The organism is Mesorhizobium sp. ISC15, from assembly GCF_037162615.1.
In the GTDB taxonomy this organism is placed as follows: Bacteria; Pseudomonadota; Alphaproteobacteria; order Rhizobiales; family Rhizobiaceae; genus Mesorhizobium; species Mesorhizobium mediterraneum.
Genome location: NZ_JAVSPX010000001.1, coordinates 6,341,384 through 6,357,934 on the forward strand (window position 1 = coordinate 6,341,384; position 16,551 = coordinate 6,357,934).

The following is a 16,551-nucleotide window of genomic DNA, read 5'->3' on the forward strand; positions in this document are numbered from 1 at the left end:
GTTGCGTCGGATCGAACCGACGGCAGCGCGCCCAAGCCGCCGCCTCCGGCGCGTCCAGGCCGACGCACGCTGGCCTCCCCCTGCAGCGTCGCTGCGGTAGCGGCTGGTCGAAGTCTGGTAGTACTGCGCGCGGATCGCCGCCATCGCCTCGATCAACGGTCCCCACGGCGCGGGAAAGCATTCTTCCGCCATCACCCGGTGCAGCATGCGCGTATGGCCGGCCAACTCGTCGTTGAGGAACTCAACCACAGGCATAGCCGGATAGCGCTGCAGAAGCAGGATCGCCGCGTTATCGCCGGCCGACCTGTCCTTGTCGCGTCCATGCAGATCGTTCTGCAGGCGCCCTATCACTGAGATGAGCCGCAGGACCTGGCGAAACGCGGGACGCGCGCGCAAGGTCGCCATGTCCAGCCCCCACAGCAGCGACAGGCAACAGAACACGTTCCCGTAAGCGATCGAATCGATGCCGTTGTGCAGGTACTCGGCGTAAGACCAGCGTCGCGCCCCTGCCGCCTGCGCGTGTCCGGCGCGCAGCGCCGCGCAGTAGCACCGGGTATAGTCGAGAAGCCGAGCATAGTCGCGACGATCGTAAGCGAGCGCAGCCAGCGAAGCGCGCAGCTGAGCGCAGCCCTCGAATCCGGAGAGCACGCACGGTACGCCGTGCCCCAGCGCCTGCTCCACGGCGGCGAGCTGCTCCGGCGCGATCAGGCCAACGTCGTTGCAATCGTCTAGCCAGAACAGCAGCGCCAGTTCGCGATAGAACGCCACGATCAGCGTTTCGTTCTGCGGATCGCGGCCGGTGCGGGCGCTGGTGTCGCGCAGGCTCGGGTGAATGCGTTGCAGGATATACTGGCCGCCCCTTACCGCTTCCTCAGCATGCTCATCCGCGAAACCGGTCAGGGCACGCCCCCACTCAAGCACCTGCTGCAGCGCGCGTTCGGTCTGGATCATGGCGCCGCCCCTGCTCCCTCGGCTACGACGCGCCGCCCCCAACGAAGCGCCAGCCACAACCCGGCGAGACCGCATCTCCGCGCCATAACGGCGATCGCGAAGTTATCGATCCGATTGCCAGTTGCTGATGCAAGCTCTTGTGAACGGCCGTTTGGAGCCGGCCCGCAGTCTCGCCGGCAGTATCGAGCAATCCGCTTGCGCCGGCTCGCCATAGCAGGCGAGGACGGCAAGGTCGCCGGCGGCAAACGCACGCGAGCACATTGCAAGCGACATCCGCGAACGCGGCGCCGACTGGTCAGCCTCCGCCTCGGTGCCCGCATATGTCCGCGAGTCGAGCAGCGCCTTCGCCACGAAATGAGCAGAACGCCTTACGAGCATCGACCGCCGGCTGCTGCGCATGCGCGATGATGAGGCATGGTCTCGCAGCGGACCCGTTCCGACAGATGCTGCACCAGGGACGAGGCGACCTTATCCAACAAGGCACCACTTGCGCTGTTTGTGGAGACGAGCGTCGGCTGCATCCATGCGGCTGCTTGAGTGGTGAAGACTCTGAACGACGGTTCCTACGGCGCTGCCGGCGCAATCGGCTGCTTGGGGGACGCGTGACGCAGTCAAAGCTCCCCTTGCCAAGCACGGAGCAGGCGAGTGAGAGAGCAGATGAATAGGCGTGTCGCCAATATTTTCGCATTGCTCTAATCGATTATAGTTGTGAGGAGCAATTTGAGACCATTTACTTGCGGCTCAAGTCACCCATAAAAGAAGGCAAGCACCGATTTGGTAGCTTATCCCCTGTCTTTCGCGTACTCGCGGCCGTGGCGCCGGGTGAACGATTGAAGACCGCCGGTCTCACTCGCAGGTGGGCGCCAGGGCGTGGGACGGTTGGCAAGCCACAGGAGTAGGACAATGTCGAAGGATTCGGGTAAGGGCGATAATCACGGCGGCGGGCCGGGCAAGATCGAGATCACGGTGGTGGTGAACGGCCAGCCCACGCAGGTCGAAGCCAATCCCAACCAGCCGCTTCACGTCATTCGTACCAAAGCCCTTGAGAACACGCAGAACGTCGCCCAACCAGCCGAGAATTGGGAATTGAAGGATGAGGCCGGCAACTTGCTCGACGTCGACAAGAAGCTTGGCGATTTCGGTTTCCCGAATACTGTGACCCTGTTCCTCAGCCTGAAGGCGGGCGTCGCAGGTGCCTAAACCCCAAAGTGTGGATCCGGAGGTCTCCCGAGCGAAGTTTAATCGGGAGATCGGCCGGTTCCGGCCATATGCTGATGTCTATCGGGCTCAGGGCTGCTTCTTGATCGAGGCGACCTTTCCGCGCGCTTTCTTCATTTTCGCCAGCCCCAAGTTAAAGCCACGGGTGGTCAGCGCAGCGAGCGAGGTCGACTTCACCGACTACGACTTAAGACCACCGTCCGTGGTCTTCGTCGATCCGTTTACGCGTCATCCGATTGCCCGGAAAGATCTATACCTGAAAATGCTTAGACGTCCGCCGCTGCCCGGAACGCCGCCGGAGATGATAGGAGCTCTCATCCAGCAGAACGCCGTGCCGCTGACGGACTTCATCCAGGCCAACAGTCCCGAGGACGAACCATTCCTGTGCATGGCGGGCGTCCGGGAATACCACGACAATCCAGCCCATTCAGGTGATCCATGGCTGCTTCATCGGGGTTCTGGCGAAGGCTGTTTGGCCTTCATCCTGGACAAGATCATCAAGTACGGAATCGTTCCTATAGAGCAGTTGCAGATTCAACTCCAACCGACAATCGTAGGAATGGTGGTATCCCCTCAGGCGATACAAGAATGACTGGTTTGAGAGATGTAACGATCGTGACTCTCCCGCGCGGCTGCATCTCGACCACGCATGGGCATCTGCGCTCAGTTGGTCGCGAGGGCAATGAGGGGATGGCGCTCTGGGTCGGCGTTCAGCAAGACCGGCACTTTGCCGTAACAGAGACGGTTATCCCGGCGCAGCGTCACATTCGGACAAACGATGGCGTTTGCGTGATCGTTGCGGCCGAAGAACTGCACCGGCTCAATGTCTGGCTCTACAAAAGCGGCCTGAAACTCTTGGCCCAGATTCACAGCCATCCGGGCCGCGCCTACCATTCGACGACGGACGACGCTTATGCGGTTGCTACCACGGTTGGGTGTCTGTCGCTGGTAGTGCCGAATTTCGCCCGCGAGCCTTTCGATTTTGCTCGGGTCGCCGCCTATCGGCTTGACGAAAAGGCCAAATGGAATGCGCTCCCTCCCGCGGCACTGTCGCGAATGATCATGATATCGAGTTGAACAATGGCATTCGCTAACTTCATCGATCGCGCCGCCACGGCGGCATCTCAGGTCCTGGCCGATTTTCATCTGGGAGACTTCAAAGCAGCTCTTGAAAAGCAGGTCGTGGCAGTCGCCTTCGACCATCAGGCCGCTTCCTGCGCCGAAGGCCAGGCGACACTAGATCTTGCGGTGAGATTGCTCGCTAGGCTCTACCCGGTTCTGGCGATACTCCCGCTGGACAGCGCGGCGAGCTCTCAAGCCCAAGCGCTGGAGCGCTTGGCAAAGTCGATCAATCCAAAAGTCGGCATCCGGCGTTCCGGCAAGTCTGCCACCGTCTGCGTCGTTGCAGGGGTAACGCGCCCATCACTCCGGTGCCCGATCTTTTTCGTGGGATCGGACGGTTGGGCGGCAAAGCTGTCGCGTACGGACCCGGTGGGCTCTGGCCCAAGTCTGCTGCCTTATGGAGCTGGCGCCGCCAGTTGCTTCGGCGCCGCCAACGTCTTTCGAACTATCTTCGCCGCCCAGTTGACCGGCGCCGAGTTGGACGAAACCATCGACCTCTCGCTATGCAGCTACGACAAGACCAAAGCCGGGGAGCCTGGCCCGATCGACTTCCCAGTCGACCTTGGCGAAACCCACCTCGTTGGGCTCGGTGCGATAGGCCATGGCTCGCTTTGGGCGCTAGCGAGACAACCCGATCTCAAGGGTCGTCTGCATGTAATCGATCACGAAGCGATCGAACTCTCAAACCTGCAGCGCTACGCATTGGCTGGCCAGGCGGAGATTGGTATGTCCAAAGCGGTTCTTGCAGCCACCGCCCTTAGATCGACTGCCCTTGAGGTCGAGGCGCACCCTCTGACGTGGGCAGAATATGTTGCGCGCCGGGGCAATTGGGTCTTCGACCAAGTGGGTGTGGCGCTTGACACCGCCGCCGACCGTCTGGCTGTCCAAGGTGCACTGCCGCGATGGATCGCAAACGCTTGGACGCAGGAGCACGATCTCGGTATCTCCCGGCATGGTTTCGATGACGGCCAGGCTTGCCTTTGTTGCATGTACCTGCCATCCGGAAAATCCAAGGACGAGCACCAGCTGATTGCCGAGGAACTCGGAATACCGGAAGCACACGAGCAGGTGAAAACGCTCCTGCAGACCAATGCCGGAGTTCCCAACGACTTTGTAGTTCGCGTGGCTACAGCGATGGCTGTGCCGTTTGAACCGCTAGCCCCGTTTGTCGGCCAGCCCCTGCGCTCCTTTTATCAGCAGGCTATCTGCGGCGGTCTGGTGTTCCAGCTTAGCGAAGGAAGTCGCCGCGTTCGAACTGTGGTTCCGATGGCTTTTCAGTCGGTGCTTGCCGGGATTATGCTTGCCGCGGATTTGGTCAAACATAGTGCGGGGTTTCCCATGAGCCCGACGACGAGCACTCGGGTGAATCTTCTGCGCCCCCTTGGCTCTCACTTGCACGATCCGAAGGCCAAGGACTCCAGCGGCCGCTGCATCTGTAGGGACGACGATTTCATTGCCGCTTACAGGCGCAAATACGGCGAGCGCGTTGATCAGGTAAGCGATGTCTCGGCCGCCTAAGCAGACGCGCACCTCTCCGTAGACGCAGGGGGCGCGGCTTGTGGGCGTGACCATGGGCGCCATTATGACACGCTTGGCCCGCTCCTTTGCCGGCCTATCGTCCTCCGCGCATGATCCCTGTTGCCGACGTGATGATCCAGCACCAGCCGCCATGGCACCAGAGGCTGGTCAAACCTCCGTTGTTGGCCGGTTTGGACAGTGCTGCATCAGGTCTCGACCGACGTCTCGACAGTCAGGGCTGCTTCGACGGGTGTGAAGATGTCAACATCGACCCCAGGCGCCCGAATCGTCACAATCAGGGCGTATCGAGCCATAGCGTCGACGCGTTCCAGGTAAGGCTTCTCCTTCCACCAGCCCCCGACCGGGAACACGCCGATCGCGTCACGCTCGGCGAGATCGGCGGCGCTGCCCGACCAGAAATCGGCGTGCAACGAGCCGCGATCGCGGAAGGTGCCGAGCAGCCACTCTTCTCCGCCTCCAGCAGGCGCCCCTTCCTCCTCGTCCCGAGCGGCCTGATTGATGCGGGCTCGGAATTCGTCGACTGTCTCGGTCGCTGACTTTACTCTGAACCGAAGACCATGGGACGCGTAACGATGCCGGCGGGTCCATCCGCGTTCACCGGGGTTGGGTTCGATGAAATAGGACAGCGTGACGCGGAGCTCGACCTGGGCAGCGCCGAGCGCCGCGAGCTGCTCCTTCGGCCAAGGCAGGCGATGCAGCTTCATGTCACGCGTTTTGGCAGCCGCGCCGCCCTCGCGCTGGAAAGGCTGAAGATCATCTTCAACGATAAGCGTGAGGTCGTTCACCGTTGACAGAAGCGCGCGCCCAAGATCTGGCACGCCGTAACCATAGCGCCGCACGAGCGCCTGGATCTCGCCCTTCGCTCCGTTGCACGCATCGATGCGTGCGCCGCATCGCCGGAGTCCATTCGGCCGAGTGGACGATCAGGGCGCGAACCGTTTCAGGCCACAGCTCGGGGCGCGCTGACAGAATCAGTCCCGCCATCCGTGCGGCATGGGCCGTTGCCGCGCTCGTATCTCCGAGGGTGGTGAAGTGGCGCAGTTCGGGTCGATAGAAAGTGGTCAATATCTGCAGATCGTCGATCGGCTCGCCAGGCAACACACCGTCATGGGCGAGATTGCCGCCTTCGAAGACGACCTCGGGCTTCACCGGCCACTGCCTGTCCCAAACGACCGAAGTGCGACTGCGCGGCGAGAGCTCGCCGGCCGGCGCGATCGGAGCGTAGCCCGCAAAGTCGGTGTCAATGATATCGACCTTTTCTGTGAAAGCGCCGACCGTCAGCGCATTCCAGGCCTGAGAAGGATCATCGACTGCTTCCAGATCGTTGCGCGTCAAATGCTCGGCCGGCATGAGGTCATCGCCGATGTTGCCGGCAGAGAGAACGATCAAGCGTCGCTGTTCCTCTTCGAAACAGAGTTGGTCGATAGCGGCAGACCACGATGTAGGCCTTCCACGCGCCGGACTGGCGCTTGTCACAGCCATTGCGATCGCGCGGCGGCGCTCCGGCGCCTTCACCTCGGCGCGGGCGATCGCTTCCGCGGTGATCGCGCCATAGAGTTCTGGATCGTTTGCCTCGTCTTCTGGCGGAAGGATACGAACACTCTCCAGCCGAAAGGGCAATGGAACTGGATCGCCTCCGACCAGGAGCGGGACCAGATCACCGTACAGGCCGACACCTGCCATTCGCGTCCCGTGGCCGCTCCACGCAGGTGTGTCGTCGCTGCCCCATGCCGGTTTGACGGTGTGCCAGTCTTCAACGGCAAGTGCGGGTTCGATCAACGGGTGGGTGCGACGTACGCCGCTGTCGAGAATGCAGACCGCAATATCGGATTGAGGCGGTCTGACGCGCCCGAGAAGCTCGTCGCTCCAGTCCCTTTGCTCCGCGCCGCCAAGGCCCATGAAGAAGGACGGCGTATCCTTCGCGCGCCGCAGCTCGGCGACGACATCGCTGTGCGCAATCATGCGGTCGAGCATTGCCGTGCTGGCGAGTGCCAGCATGACCACCCGCTCCGGAAACCTGACCGCATGCGTGCGCAAAGTGATGTTCAGGGCTTCGGCAATGTGCTCGAAGTTCTCGCGGCGACCGTCGCGCAGCAGCCAGACTTCCCACCACACCTGCTCGTCAGCGGCCTGGGGGAAGAGGTCGTCGTGGTCGGTAAACAACGATCGTGCAGTCGCCAGCCTGACTGTCTCCATGCGGGAGACGAGCGGCTCGTTGCGCGGTCTGCCGCGGTCAGTGTCAACGTCTCGATACGCCTCGACTTTCCGCAAATAATAGGCTTGCGCGCTTTGCGGCAGGAACACCGACGCTGTGATGGGAGCACCGGGTTGAGTTGGCTCATGGACGGCGACCAGCTCCATGTGCTGGCGACGATCGGCCAACTGGTCGAGGGCCGCCCGTCCGGACATGGGCAGATCGATCTCGAGGTAAAAGCCAGGCGTGCCGACCGACAGCTGGGGGTCACGCGCCGCAATCTGCTGGCGTGCACTTTCGACCGCTTGTTCGATGGATTGCGTCAAGGCCGCAGCATGCGACGCCCGATCACGCGCCGGCAGCGGCGGTGCATGTATAAGTTGGTTGGGCCGCCGATAGGCTTCCCGAATGCCGTTGTTGCGAAGGTGGATATGGGCGCGGTCGCGCGGAAAATCGTCTGCCATTATGATCTGTGCTGTCGCTACTCAGACAGCGAAGCCTGCCGGCGTTCCTTCAGAGCGTCGATGAGCGCTTCCGAGGTGATCCGCTTCCCCCCCCGCAATATGATGGTTTTTGCAGCGTCGTCGGCCGCGCGGGTGATCTCGGCCTGCGACAGTCTCTCTGCCTGAGAGATCGCCTCGTTCCAGGCAAGCCCTCTGGTGTCGAAGCGGTCGAGTCGAGCCCGAAGCAGCGCCTCGATAATCGGCCGATCGGGCACGGCGTATTCGATGACATCGTCGAAACGGCGGAACAAAGCTCTGTCGAGCAGCTCGGGATGATTTGTTGCGGCAATAATCAGGCTGTGGCTGTCGTCTTGCTCGAGAAACTGCAGAAACGAATTCAGCACGCGCCGAATCTCGCCAACATCCTGGCGTTCGCCTCGACGCGCGCCGATGGCATCGAATTCGTCAAAGAAGTAGACGCCCCGCGTCGCCTGCATTGCATCAAAAACAAGCCGCAGCTTTCCGGCAGTCTCTCCCATGAACTTGGTGATCAAACCATCGAGGACGATCATGAAAAGGGGCAGATGAAGCTCCCCGGCCAATGCCGATGCGGTCATCGTCTTGCCTGATCCTGGCGGGCCGACCAGAAGCAGTTTGCGACGGGGAACAAGCCCGTGCTCGCGCAAGCTTGCTTGTTGGCGCTGCTCTCCCAGCACGCGGTGCAGGCGCGAGCGCAGACTGTCCGGCAAAATCATGTCGGTCAGTCGCAGGTCCGGATAGCGCACATGCAGGAGCCCTGCGAGCTCGCCCTTTGGCTGAAAAAGGGGAACCGGCCGACTGCTCTTGGCAATCCGGGCGTCCCTGCTCTTGGCTGCGTCGACCAGACCCTTGAGCTCCTGAGCAAGCTTGCCATGGCCTTGACGTGCCTCATGCGCAGCAAGCTGCATCGCGATAGAGAGGAAACGATCCTCGTCGCCGGCAATGTGGCTTTTAAGCAGCGTCACGATATGGCGGGCCGTGGTCATGGCTCTCTTCTGGGGTATCCGTTTACTTGGCGAAGCGCATGCTGCAACCTAAACGCTTTCAACGGCGATTTGTATCGCGCAATGGTGTTTTTTCTCTTGTCGATGTTCGCCCGTGGCAACTTCAGCGGTGAACTGTTGCGCCGCGGTCATAGGCCAGCCGGAATAACGCCGGCCAGCAGACAACAGTCCGCATCTTCGAGCGCTCGAAGTCTGGCCACTCACGCAGCGTGTCGGGTCCGAACGCTCCAAAGCCGCCCCGCCTGTCAGGTCCATGCGACCGATTGCGGGCGTGCGGCCATAAGGTCTACGCGGGCTCGCATGGCTGCCCGCGCCGCTGGCTAAAAAGCTGTACACCATCTCACGAAACACCAGGTCCGCTCCTTTGCCGGCCGACGGTCCATGAAATCCCCTCCCCACTCACGACACCGGAGACCTCCTTGCCCACATGGCGCTCAAGCACCGGCCGCCATGGCACCAGCGTGAACTCGCGCGACTTCTCAACGACGGCATATTTTCCGCTGGCAAGCTCGACGGAGCGGCGGAGCGTACCCTGTACTCGTCCTCCGGATCGCGCTTCGGCATAGGGCAGGCCAAGTTCCTCCGACAGTTGGCCAGCAACACGGTTCAGTTCTCGCTGGCGCAGGATCGAAAGCATGTTGGCTCGATAGACGATCCGATCCTGTTCTTCATGCGCGAGGCCTTGCGCGATCAGCCACTGCCGCCGGCGAGCTTGCGCCTCTCTCACGTCGCGGCCGAAGCCGGATCCGTGCAAAGGCTCGGGTCTATCGGCAACCAGCTCCCGGTCGAGCCAGGTGGCGCCGTTGAAGCTGACCTGTCGCTCCAGCGCCATTGAGGAGAGCTTGTCGGCAACGACAGGCTCGGCCCTGGCCCGCTGGCCCTCATAATTCGCGACGCGATCGAGATGGTCCGGCGCGATGAGCCAGGTGCCGTTCGGCTCTCGCTCGACGCCGCCGGTCGCGCGGCGGATCGCCTCCAGCCGCCGCACATGCGTTCGCGCAAAGCTCTCGGTGGCGGATGGGTCATGCTTCAGGTGGATATCGACGTCGTAACGGCCGCCATGCGCGGCGGCGATTTCGGCGATGGTACGATCGACCTGCCTCGGCTCGGTGTTCCTTGGCGCGACACGCACGATGCAGCCATTAGGCATCGTTTCCATCGCCTCGCCTCTACCGATGTCGATCCAATGGCTCTTACCGTCGACGGCGTCGACGATCATGTAGTGGCGGTCATTGATCTCGTCGGCCAGTCCACGCGCGACAACGCGACCGACGAGAGACTGGACGGGCTCGCCGGCTCGATCGTGGATCACCCAGTCGGCGGCACTGCGGGCAAGCCCCTTGCCGGCCAGTTCGCGGTGCATGGTCTTGATGATGTCGCCGCGTTCGCCGGTGCGGCGCAGCGTGGCTTCGAGCTCATCGTGGAGGCGCCAGGAGCCAGCGCCGACCTCCGCGGCCAGACCCATCCGCTCGAGCTTGCGCAGCCGTCCCTGGTGCAGCGTCTTGCGAATGGCGTCGGGACCGCCCGGCGAGACCAGGCCGTCATCATCACGCATGCTGAGCAGCCGACGGTCGATGCTGGTGAAGCGTTCCTGCTCCATTTCCCGGCGCAGGCGAAGCTCAATCTCGCGGTCGGTTCGCGGACCGAGATCGAGGCTGACCAGCTCGGCCGCCCGCTCGCGGATGCCAGATGAGATATATTCGCGCGCGATGACCAGGTTCTCGCCACGGTCGTCCCTGCCTCGGACGATGATGTGGCTGTGCGGGTGGCCGGTGTTGAAATGATCAACCGCGACCCAGTCGAGCTTCGTGCCGAGGTCTTCCTGCATCTGCGCCATGAGCCGCCGCGTCAGCGGCTTCAGGTCTTCATACTCGATGCCGTCTTCGGCAGCGACGATGAAGCGGAATTGGTGGCGGTCGCCGTCCGCGCGATCGATGAACGCCTTGCCGTCGACGCGGTCGCTGTCGGCGCCGTAGAGCTCGCCAGGCGCACCTTCTCGGGTGACGCCGTCGCGCTGAAGATAGCGTAGATGGGCACGCGCCCCGTCCGCGCCCTTGCCGGCGAGCTTGACGATCCGCGCCTTGACGATCACCCGGCGCTGGCGGAAGGCGGCATACCGGTCGCGCGATTTCAGCAGCGCCGCAGCCGCCCCGCCGCGCCCTGTCCGGCTGCCCGTGAAGCGACCGCCGGGCTGGGGCTGGCCGCCGGCTCGGTTGACGGCTGCCCGGACTTGACCGGCATAGCGTTTGCCTGCCTTCGAGCCGCGCGACCCGATTTTGCCGAGCTTCGGCCTGAACTCGTCATCTGCCATGCGACCTCCCAGACATATCAAGCAAAATCAGACACTTACACGTCCAACCCTCTTGGCACCGGCGGCAGCCTCCTGGAAAAACGATGTGCAGACAAAGATTTAACCGCCTCCTGGAGGCAGTACCTTTATCTTGCCTTACGCGCCCTGCCCCTCCAGACGCGCCCCCGTCCGCCCATGGCTAACGCACCGGCTCCCTCGGCTGCGCGCCGTCCTTGCCGAGCGGCACGAAGAGATCGCCGTTTCGCACGCCTGAGTGAACACCGTCATGGATGAAGAACAGCGACCGTCCGAGAGGAGCGATTTGCGCCTTTGGAGCGACAGATTGGCTTTCGAACGTCTCGATGTCGGCCGCCGAAACTCCGGCCGCCTTGAGTTGGTCGAGGTACTCGACGGTCTCTTCTGGCAGCGGTTTGCCACGCTTCAAATGCTCGTCGTAGCGCTCGGGACCGGCATTGTAGGCGCCAAACAGGCCAGGAAATCCGAAGCGGTCATACATGGCGCTGAGATAGGCCGTGCCGGCCAGGATATTGTCGCGCGGATCGTGCGGGTTAGGCCCAAGGCCGTGTTCGACCCGCATCTCCTCATAGGTGCCGGGCATCACCTGCATGAGGCCCATGGCGCCGGCGCGGGAGGTGATGGGGCGGCCGTCGCGCATCGTCTTGCCGCCGCTTTCGGCAGCCATGACGGCATAGATCCAGGCTTGGGGAATATGGAAGCGCCGGCTTGCTTCCGATACCAACGTCTGCCACTTTCGCAGCTGCGGACTTTGGGAGATGGCGACCGGCTCAGCGCCGGTCGAGGCGGAACAGGCGCATGGCGCAATGGCGATCATGCCCAACAAGAGGAGGGTCACTCGGTCCATAGCGGTACGAGCCTCCCGATGACATTTTGAGTGGGAACAGGCCCGAAATAGCGGCTGTCGAAGGAGCGGTTTTTGTCGCTGCCGAGCAGGAAAACCTCGTTATCGCCGAGCGCTCGGCAGCCGTTCCACCATGGCAAAGGTCGGCCTTCGGCGTCGATTTTGAGCCGGCGCGCGACGATGTCGCCGCCGATGATGATGGCGTCATTGAAGGCGCAGACATTATCGTCCGGCAGCGCTGCAAGACGTTTTGCCAGCGGCACATTGCGAGGCAGATAGCTGCGCTCGGCGGCGAGATACGCCGCGTATTCAGGCGGGCGCACGAGCACGAGATCGCCGCGCGCCAGCGCTCCCGCAGCGATGCGGTAAAGGCCGATCGGCGCGCTGGCCGAGGCGTTCCAGACCAGCCAAGGGGTGGGCTTTGCCAGCGCCGTGAAGCCCAAAAGACCGAGACCGGCCGCGGCCAAGGCCACCGTCTTGCGGGCTCGAACACGCCGAAGGCGGCTGCCGATCAGATGGATGGAAGGGCGCCGGCTCATGAATGGCCTCCCGTGCCGCCCTGGCCGGAACCGGCCTCGCCATCGCCGGCAGTGGAGTGCTGCGGGTGTCCTTTCGACCAATGGTCAAGTTCGTCGATGTGATAGCGGACATAGCGGCCGTGCTTGCGGAATTTCGGGCCGCCGCCCTTGAGCCGCATCTTTTCGAGCGTGCGCTGGGAGAGCCCGATATAGAAGGCGGCTTGGGCTGTGCTGAGAAACGGGCTGCCCTTTTTCGCGCGGGCCGCGCGTTCGTTTTCGTCGTCCATGATGATCCTCGTTTCGCTTCGGACAAGCGAGGGGGAGGATGGGCGAGGGAGATCGTCTCGGGGACGGGCGAAGAGTCGGGGGAGAGTTTTCGCCGCCCTTTTAGGGCGGACGGGGTTTGGGTGGAACTCCTGGGAATGAGCCCCACGCCGGGGCTGCGGCGCGAGGCTCTATGTCGGCCGATCAGTCGGCCGGGTTCCAGATGATGGCGTAGGTGTCGTCATCGTCCTGGCCGGCGGCGCGGCCGAGATTGGCGTAGAGCTTGCGCGGTCCGAACTCCGGCGCTGCAATCGACAGGCTCACATAACCCTTGCCGGAAGTCTCGCCGGTGCGGATCCAGCCGGCGCCAACTTCGACCCCTTGCGTAAGCACCCGGAAGTCGGGATGGTTATCGGCGCTCTTGGCCTGGTTGGGGACGATATCGATGTCGGCGCGGACGCTGAGCGTCTTGAGCTGGCCCTTGTAGGCGCCGTTTTCCTGCTTGTTGACGTAACCGATCGCGGTCATTTCGAAGTCTCCTTTTTTGCTTTCGCCGGGGACCATCCCCTGCGATGGCGTACCGTAATGGGCGCGTCAGGACCGCCTGAACCCGACAGGGCCGCAGCGACAGCGAAGGACCCGAGCGGGCAGCTTTTTTGTGAGCGAAGCGGCGCGAGGAAGCCGCCGCAGGCGGCAGGGAAAAAAGCTGATGGCGAGGGTTTCGGGCGGCGCGGACCCGCCCATAGGTCGACAAGCCAGCCGCAGGGATGGTCCTTGGAGAGAGCATGGAGACCGCTCACCAAGTGCGGTCTGTCAGCCAAGCAGGACGCCGGGAATGAAACGGCCTGCAAAGATGCTGCGCCCTTATGCCGGATCGAGATCGTGCCAGCGGGTCGGGCGCCAGAGCAGACATCCGGCATGGTGCGATCGATGAAAGCAGGGCTCGCCAGCGGGAATCTGATACGCGAAGGGGCCAAAGCAAGGCTGGATGAGAAGCCGGTGCTACCTGCAGGTCCAGTGTCAGGCGGCGGCGCTCGGGAAGCCGCTACGCAACGTGACGCGCTCTTATGAGGCGAACAGACCGGCCCCAAAACCGATCGACCGGTGGGCGGCGCGAAACGCGTCATGCCTGTCCGAAAGCTGACAGTGGCAGAAGACGCATGTCGGGTTCCGCACAATCGACCATGCTGGATTTGTGGAGCTTTTCAGGGAGAGCCATGCGTTCACTACCCAGTGAGCTTTGGCACGGCCTTTGCAATTGAGATGTGGCAACACGGATCGAAGGTTGACTGCATGCACAAGCGCGAGATGAGCAATGCTCTCCTTTCCTGGAGGCTTTGCAGCAGATTCGATTGTGACGTTGCGAGGAGCTTCAGCCGCATCGCGGCGGAAGTGATCTCAAATCTGGAAGGCACCGTTGGGGCCGCAGCCATCAAACACATCTTTCTCTTTTTCGCAGCGCCCGTATTCAGCGCGATGCGGACTTCTTCGCGTCGACGGCGGCCGAAGGTGGAGAAGGGCTCGACTTGCAAAAAGGACTTGTCAATGACGTCTTACGTTCGCACCAACAGCCCGGCGCAGGTGCGCTCACTCTCCACCTTTGGCAAGCATCTGCAAAGGAGCGTGCTGACGGCGGCGCTGCTTGCCGCGGCTTCGACGGGAAGTGAAGCGCAGCCCTATGTTCGTGCTGACGGCAGCACGACTGGCGACTTGGAAGCGGCGCGCGCGAGTTGGCGTCACGACGCCGAATTCAACGGAAATGTGGGGCTCGGAGCCATCAACGCGGATGCCGCGTATGCGTTGGGCTTCACCGGCAAGGGGGCCAGAGCTCCTCGCCTGCCCTCGTCCGTCTTGACGAGTGCCCGCTTACAGCCTACCTCACTACCGCGTTAGCACTCATCTATCGCGAGTGCTAACAAAACGCTAAACATCCGCACCAGGGAAAAATCCGAAAATGACAAAGTCGAATTTCCGACCGCTGCATGACCGCGTGGTCGTTCGCCGGGTCGAATCCGAATCCAAGACATCCGGCGGGATCATCATCCCCGACACCGCAAAGGAAAAGCCGCAGGAAGGCGAGATCATCGCTGTCGGCTCCGGCGCTCGTGACGAAGCCGGCAAGCTCGTCCCGCTGGACGTCAAGGCCGGCGACCGTGTCCTGTTCGGCAAGTGGTCGGGCACCGAAGTCAAGCTCAATGGCGAAGACCTTCTTATCATGAAGGAATCCGACATCCTGGGTATCATCGGCTCATATCAGGCCTTTCCGTCAACTGAATTCCCGGGCTCAATTCAAGCCCCTGCCAGGAGCTAAAAATGGCTGCCAAAGACGTAAAATTCTCCCGCGACGCTCGTGAGCGCATGCTGCGCGGCGTCAACATCCTCGCCGACGCAGTGAAGGTCACGCTCGGCCCCAAGGGCCGCAACGTCGTCATCGACAAGTCGTTCGGCGCACCGCGCATCACCAAGGACGGCGTCACCGTCGCCAAGGAAATCGAGCTTGAAGACAAGTTCGAGAACATGGGCGCGCAGATGGTCCGCGAAGTCGCTTCGAAGACCAACGACATCGCCGGCGACGGCACCACGACCGCGACCGTTCTGGCGCAGTCGATCGTCCAGGAAGGCCACAAGGCGGTTGCCGCCGGCATGAACCCGATGGACCTGAAGCGCGGCATCGACCTCGCCGTCGCCGACATCGTCGCGACGCTGATCAAGAACGCCAAGAAGATCAAGACCTCGGAAGAGGTTGCCCAGGTCGGCACCATCGCCGGCAATGGCGACGTTTCGGTCGGCTCGATGATCGCCGAAGCGATGCAGAAGGTCGGCAATGAGGGCGTCATCACGGTCGAGGAAGCCAAGACCGCCGAGACCGAACTCGAAGTCGTCGAAGGCATGCAGTTCGACCGCGGCTATCTCTCGCCCTACTTCGTCACCAACGCCGACAAGATGGTTGCGGATCTGGAAGACGCCTACATCCTTCTCCACGAGAAGAAGCTCTCCAACCTGCAGGCCATGCTGCCGATCCTCGAGGCCGTCGTGCAGACCTCGAAGCCGCTGGTCATCATCTCGGAAGACGTCGAAGGCGAGGCTCTGGCCACGCTGGTCGTCAACAAGCTGCGTGGCGGCCTGAAGATCGCTGCCGTCAAGGCGCCGGGCTTCGGTGATCGCCGCAAGGCCATGCTGGAAGACATCGCCATTCTCACCGGTGGCCAGGTCATTTCCGAAGACCTCGGCATCAAGCTCGAGAATGTTGGCCTCAACATGCTCGGCCGCGCCAAGAAGGTGTCGATCTCCAAGGAGAACACCACCATCGTCGACGGCGCCGGCAAGAAGGCCGAGATCCAGGGCCGCGTCGCCCAGATCAAGCAGCAGATCGAGGAGACCACCTCGGACTACGACAAGGAGAAGCTGCAGGAACGTCTCGCCAAGCTGGCGGGCGGCGTTGCCGTCATCCGCGTCGGCGGTGCGACCGAAGTGGAAGTCAAGGAAAAGAAGGATCGCGTCGATGACGCCCTCAACGCGACCCGCGCGGCCGTCGAAGAAGGCATCGTTCCCGGCGGCGGCGTCGCACTTCTGCGCGCTTCGCTGACCATCAAGGCTGTCGGCGCCAACTCCGACCAGACCGCTGGCATCGCCATCGTGCGTCGCGCGCTGCAGGCTCCGGCCCGTCAGATCGCGGCTAACGCCGGTGCGGAAGCATCAATCGTTGCCGGCAAGATCCTCGAGAACAAGGGCGCGACCTTCGGTTACAACGCCCAGACCGGCGAATATGGCGACATGATCGCCATGGGTATCGTCGATCCGGTCAAGGTCGTGCGCACGGCTCTCCAGGACGCGGCCTCGGTCGCCGGCCTGCTGGTCACCACCGAAGCCATGATCGCGGAGGCTCCGAAGAAGGAGTCGGCTGGCGGCGGCATGCCTGGCGGCATGGGCGGCGGCGGCATGGGCGGCATGGGCGGCATGGATTTCTAATCTAGCTCTGGCAGCTTTCGCAACGAGAGGGCGGCAGCAATGCCGCCCTTTTTTTGCGAACCTCGGTCCGATAAACGATCGGCGCCAACGCCGGCCATCGGCTTTAGCGCAACCTCAAAG

The 16,551-nt window shown here is 62.6% G+C and carries 12 protein-coding genes and 3 pseudogenes; 7 read left to right on the forward strand and 8 right to left on the reverse strand.

Annotated features, from left to right (window positions below; genetic code table 11):
- Nucleotides 1-57 precede the first annotated feature (57 nt).
- Nucleotides 58-951: pseudogene (locus RPG13_RS30555) on the reverse strand (terpene synthase family protein); the annotation flags it as partial.
- Between the two features lie 903 nt (nt 952-1,854).
- Between RPG13_RS30555 and RPG13_RS30560 the strand changes: the two are divergent.
- Genes RPG13_RS30560 through RPG13_RS30575 form a run of 4 tightly spaced genes read left to right on the forward strand, consistent with a single transcriptional unit; the run spans nt 1,855 to nt 4,809 of the window.
- Nucleotides 1,855-2,151 carry a DUF2604 domain-containing protein gene (locus tag RPG13_RS30560; protein WP_337126736.1) on the forward strand — a complete coding sequence of 99 codons (297 nt, stop codon included), beginning with the start codon at nt 1,855-1,857 and terminating at the stop codon, nt 2,149-2,151.
- A 10-nt stretch (nt 2,152-2,161) separates the two neighbouring features.
- Nucleotides 2,162-2,761 carry a putative metal-binding protein gene (locus tag RPG13_RS30565; protein ID WP_442921400.1) on the forward strand — a complete coding sequence of 200 codons (600 nt, stop codon included), beginning with the start codon at nt 2,162-2,164 and terminating at the stop codon, nt 2,759-2,761.
- Nucleotides 2,758-3,246: a Mov34/MPN/PAD-1 family protein gene (locus tag RPG13_RS30570; RefSeq protein WP_126057777.1), complete on the forward strand. Its 489-nt coding sequence runs from the start codon at nt 2,758-2,760 to the stop codon at nt 3,244-3,246. Before RPG13_RS30565 ends, RPG13_RS30570 begins: the two co-directional genes overlap by 4 nt.
- A 3-nt stretch (nt 3,247-3,249) precedes the next feature.
- Entirely contained in the window at nt 3,250-4,809 is a 1,560-nt protein-coding gene (locus RPG13_RS30575) for an E2 ligase fold family C protein (protein WP_337126738.1), read from the forward strand.
- 206 nt (nt 4,810-5,015) lie between these two features.
- Here the strand turns inward: RPG13_RS30575 and RPG13_RS30580 are convergent.
- From RPG13_RS30580 to RPG13_RS30610, 7 genes and pseudogenes are all read right to left on the reverse strand, one after another.
- A pseudogene (locus RPG13_RS30580) lies at nt 5,016-7,488 on the reverse strand (S8 family peptidase).
- 17 nt (nt 7,489-7,505) lie between these two features.
- A complete protein-coding gene (locus RPG13_RS30585) occupies nt 7,506-8,492 on the reverse strand; it encodes an AAA family ATPase (protein WP_337126739.1) in 987 nt (328 codons plus the stop codon).
- Between the two features lie 358 nt (nt 8,493-8,850).
- Nucleotides 8,851-10,821, reverse strand: a complete 1,971-nt coding sequence (rlxS, locus tag RPG13_RS30590) for a relaxase/mobilization nuclease RlxS (protein WP_337126740.1) — start codon at nt 10,819-10,821, stop codon at nt 8,851-8,853.
- 178 nt (nt 10,822-10,999) lie between these two features.
- Nucleotides 11,000-11,683 carry a lytic transglycosylase domain-containing protein gene (locus RPG13_RS30595; protein ID WP_337126741.1) on the reverse strand — a complete coding sequence of 228 codons (684 nt, stop codon included), beginning with the start codon at nt 11,681-11,683 and terminating at the stop codon, nt 11,000-11,002.
- Complete coding sequence (locus RPG13_RS30600) at nt 11,671-12,219, reverse strand: S26 family signal peptidase (RefSeq protein ID WP_127318495.1); 549 nt, start codon at nt 12,217-12,219, stop codon at nt 11,671-11,673. Before RPG13_RS30600 ends, RPG13_RS30595 begins: the two co-directional genes overlap by 13 nt.
- Nucleotides 12,216-12,485, reverse strand: a complete 270-nt coding sequence (locus RPG13_RS30605) for a helix-turn-helix transcriptional regulator (protein WP_337126742.1) — start codon at nt 12,483-12,485, stop codon at nt 12,216-12,218. The genes RPG13_RS30600 and RPG13_RS30605 overlap by 4 nt, the downstream gene beginning before the upstream one ends.
- A 181-nt stretch (nt 12,486-12,666) precedes the next feature.
- Entirely contained in the window at nt 12,667-12,990 is a 324-nt protein-coding gene (locus tag RPG13_RS30610; RefSeq protein WP_337126743.1) for a DUF736 domain-containing protein, read from the reverse strand.
- A gap of 765 nt (nt 12,991-13,755) precedes the next feature.
- Between RPG13_RS30610 and RPG13_RS30615 the strand changes: the two genes are divergently transcribed.
- From RPG13_RS30615 to groL, 3 genes and pseudogenes are all read left to right on the forward strand, one after another.
- A complete protein-coding gene (locus RPG13_RS30615; protein WP_337126744.1) occupies nt 13,756-14,355 on the forward strand; it encodes a hypothetical protein in 600 nt (199 codons plus the stop codon).
- 61 nt (nt 14,356-14,416) lie between these two features.
- A pseudogene (gene groES, locus RPG13_RS30620) lies at nt 14,417-14,710 on the forward strand (co-chaperone GroES); the annotation flags it as partial.
- A 65-nt stretch (nt 14,711-14,775) separates the two neighbouring features.
- Nucleotides 14,776-16,431 carry a chaperonin GroEL gene (groL, locus tag RPG13_RS30625; RefSeq protein ID WP_337126745.1) on the forward strand — a complete coding sequence of 552 codons (1,656 nt, stop codon included), beginning with the start codon at nt 14,776-14,778 and terminating at the stop codon, nt 16,429-16,431.
- Nucleotides 16,432-16,551 lie beyond the last annotated feature (120 nt).